Annotated in this window: 4 protein-coding genes; all 4 read right to left on the bottom strand. The window is 61.8% G+C overall.

What is annotated here, in order from left to right; genetic code table 11:
• A partial coding sequence (locus BN871_RS24105) for a DUF4350 domain-containing protein (RefSeq protein ID WP_048749492.1) occupies window positions 1–1,035 on the bottom strand: 1,035 nt, incomplete at its 3' end.
• Window positions 1,032–1,649 (bottom strand): DUF4129 domain-containing protein, encoded by a 618-nt coding sequence (locus BN871_RS24110; RefSeq protein WP_021882174.1) that lies wholly within the window; start codon window positions 1,647–1,649, stop codon window positions 1,032–1,034. The genes BN871_RS24110 and BN871_RS24105, both read right to left, overlap by 4 nt.
• Window positions 1,646–2,647: a hypothetical protein gene (locus BN871_RS24115; protein WP_021882175.1), complete on the bottom strand. Its 1,002-nt coding sequence runs from the start codon at window positions 2,645–2,647 to the stop codon at window positions 1,646–1,648. The genes BN871_RS24110 and BN871_RS24115 overlap by 4 nt, the downstream gene beginning before the upstream one ends.
• Window positions 2,648–2,992: 345 nt before the next feature.
• The coding region (locus BN871_RS24120; protein ID WP_048749496.1) for a glycerol-3-phosphate dehydrogenase C-terminal domain-containing protein at window positions 2,993–3,341 on the bottom strand (349 nt) is incomplete at its 5' end.

The raw sequence follows: 3,341 nt of genomic DNA on the forward strand, positions 1-3,341 counted from the left end.
CCAGCGGCTTCGAGCCGCCGCAGCCGCCTGCGCGGGAGAGGTGTCGGGGCCGAGCCCCCAGCGCTGGGCGAGCAGCTGCCTCAGCCGCTGGCGCCCATGCTCCAGCGCCTCCTCCATCAAGCCGCTGCGATGGTACCAGGCCGCAAGCGCGCGGACCGTCTCATCGCCGCGGCGCACGGTCCATTCTCTCGGAACATGGACCGGTCCGAAACGCTTGCCCTTCAGCCAGAGCCACAGCGCCAGCGCCGCCGCGAGCTGGATGCTGACCAGCAGCAGCCAGACCGGATAAATGGCAAACAGGCCCGGCTTCACTCCGTAACCGTGATGAGTTTCGTCGAACAGGACCGACGTCCGCTCCTCGGCGAACAGCGGCCACATCAGATCGAGATGGGAAGCCTTCAAAGCCTCCCCGTTCTGCAGCCACTCCGGCTCCAGCACGAGCGCCGCGCTGCCGCTGCCGACCTTCATCCGGCTCGCGAGCACGCCTTGCTTGTCGGAGACGAGCACCTCGTCTCCTTTGCCGGGGTTGATCCGCACCGGACTCAAGGCCAGCGCCGTGAGGCCGCTTCGGCCAGACAGCAGCGGAGCCTCGACCGGCACGGGCGCGGATTTATCCGAGCCGCTATTGCCGGATTTGTCCTCTCCGTCCGCAGCGGCTGCGTCCGGCCCTTCGGTTTCGGCCGTTTCAAACCCGAAAAAGCTGTCGGGATTGCGGTCGAGAAGAATCAAATGGTTGCCGGCGCGCACCCAGCTCTTGAGAGCTGTCCACTCCTCCGGTCCGACGCCGAGCGGCTCCGCGACGACGAGCAGCTGGTTGCTTCCTGCCGGCAGACGCTCCCAGCGCAGCTTCCACTCTCCCGTGCGGGACTGTCCGGACTCCACCAGCTCGCGCCAGCCCTTCAGCCCGTCCGTGTCGGCCGAGAAGCTGAGCCATGGCGGCTGGTCCTTGACTGCAGGCTTCGCGACCCATAGGCCGATGCCGATGAATAAGGCCGCGCAAACAAGCAGCGCCGCGTAACGCTTGTTCCATTTCATGGCTCCGGATCACCCGCTTCCTTCATGAGCGACTCCGCCTGCCTGCGGAATGCCTCCAGCTGCTCCCCCGTCACTTCGCCGCGGCCGTACCAGCTGCGTTCGAAAGTCATCGCGGCCTGAAGGAAGCCTGCGGCCGTCCCGGCATTGGATTCCGCCAGCTCCTCGGCATATTCGCGGTTCGTTTTCCATGGCTCGACGCGGAGCATGTCTCTTTGTTCCAGATAAAAAAGAAGGGCCAGGAAAACAGCCCTGACTCCGTCTCTCCAGGCTCCCAGCTCGGCATGCTTCTCCGCCTGCGCCCAATAATGCCTCCAGGAGCGGCTTTCCTCGCCGGAGGCCATATAGTCTCTGGAGCGAAGCCTGCCTCCGCCGGAATAACGCCGCGCGATCAGCACGCCGATCCAGGCGAGCAGACCCGCGAGCGCAAGCACCAGAACCAGAGCGAAGATGTTGAGCGTGCCTTCGCCTGGCTTCAGATCAGGCAGCAGCCAGCTCAGAAACCGGCCGATCTTCTCGAGCAGCCAGTCCCAAAAGGAAAATCCGCCGCCTTGATTGCGGTAGGCCTCGTATTCGCTGCCGGAGAGGATGTCCTCCAGCTGTTCGCGCTGACTCATGGACGGTTGTCCGGCGGCCCCTCGTTGTTCCAGGAAGCCGGCGGCGGCGGCGCCATGCCCGGATAGGCCGGATTGCCTCCGAGCAGAGAATCAAGGCCGTAGCCCTCGCGGCGCACGCGCAGATCGAAGAAGCTGACGGCGTAAGGAAGGATCCACAAGGACCCGATCACAATCGTCACCAGTCCGTAGAGGATTTGCGAGAGGACGCCCCCGCCGAATAGGCCTGTGATCAACCCGAGGACGATCGTAATGATATAAAGAATGATGCCGAGCACGATATACATGAGCAGCAGCCTCCAGAAGCTTCCCTTGGTCACTCTCCAGCTGCGGCCGATGCCGACGCCTTCCTCGCCGAGGGCGACGTAAGGAAGGAAGTAGGACCAGCGGAGCACGAAAAAGGAAATGCCGATTACGAGAGCAGGAATCGCGATGATCATGAGAATAATTAATCCGGCCGAAGAGCCGGAGCCGCCTCCGCTGAGGGCAGTAGCCACCAGGATGCCGAATACAAGCGCAAATACGGCTACAATCAGCAAGTACAAGCCCATGCTGATGAAGCCGAAAAGCAGGGAGCTGCCGATCAGCTGCCAAAAGCGGCGGAAGCTGCGCTTCAACAGCTCGCCCGGTCCAGGTATCGGTTCACCGTCGACCTGCGCCCGCACCAGATGGACGATTGCGCCGATGACGACCGGCGACAGCAGCGCCGTGCCGATGATGCCGAGAATGCCGAACAGAATTGTTGCGGCGGACATATCCGAGCTCTCCGTCTCCACGGTCGATTCGAGGTAAGATTCCAAGCCGCCGCCGGACTGGAGCTGCTCGATCAGGCTGCCGTATTGGCTTCCGGAGTTCCCGATCAAGGCGCTTGCCAGCAGCAGCATCGGCCCGTACATGACGAGCATGAGGATGGCCAGCGTCACAAAATGCGTGCGGTAAAGCTGGAAGCTTCGGTCAAGGATGCGGCCGATTCCCATCGGCCTGAGAATTTGTTGGGACATTTGGATGACTCCTTTGAAATATGTCTATGAATCTATGGAACGTGGATCTATAAACCTACTCTATTATACACATTCCGACACACCGGATTGTATATATTTCCTGATTTGGCACCCCGTTTTTCATTCCGATGAAAAAAAGCGGGAAAACAACAGGCGCGCCTTCCAAGGAATTGGAAGTCGCGCCATGCCGCCGTTTTATGCAATCTTGCGCTGGGTTCCGCCCTTTTGGCCTGCCGTGAAGAAGGGCTGGATGCCGTGCATACCGTCATGGAGCCGAACATCCTCTATTCGGGCTCATCCGCCGTCCATCCGGTGCCGGAGTCCAAAGCTATTTTCAGCTCTATTTTACGGCTCGGCAAAGGCCGAGTCCGGCTTGGCATCGACCGCGTCCCGCAGCTCCGTCTCCAGCTCCGCCATGAACCGACTCATCGTCTCTTCGCCATAACCGAGCTCGGAAGCCATGACCGCCGCTGCCGCGTCCTTCCACTGCAGCGCGCTCGCCCGGTCGAAGAACAATGCTCCGGTCCGGCGGATCAGAAAGTCTGCAGGCTTGGCCGCCATCTCATGCCGGATCGCGTACAGCAGGGCGGCATGAATCTCCGGCGGCAGCTTGCCCGCGCCTTCGGGCCGCATGGCMGRCCGGATCAGCTTGCTGCCGTCAATGAGATGGGAGATGGAGCGCAGAGCTTCCTCG

This window comes from Paenibacillus sp. P22, assembly GCF_000469945.2.
Lineage (GTDB): Bacteria > Bacillota > Bacilli > Paenibacillales > Paenibacillaceae > Paenibacillus_O > Paenibacillus_O humicus.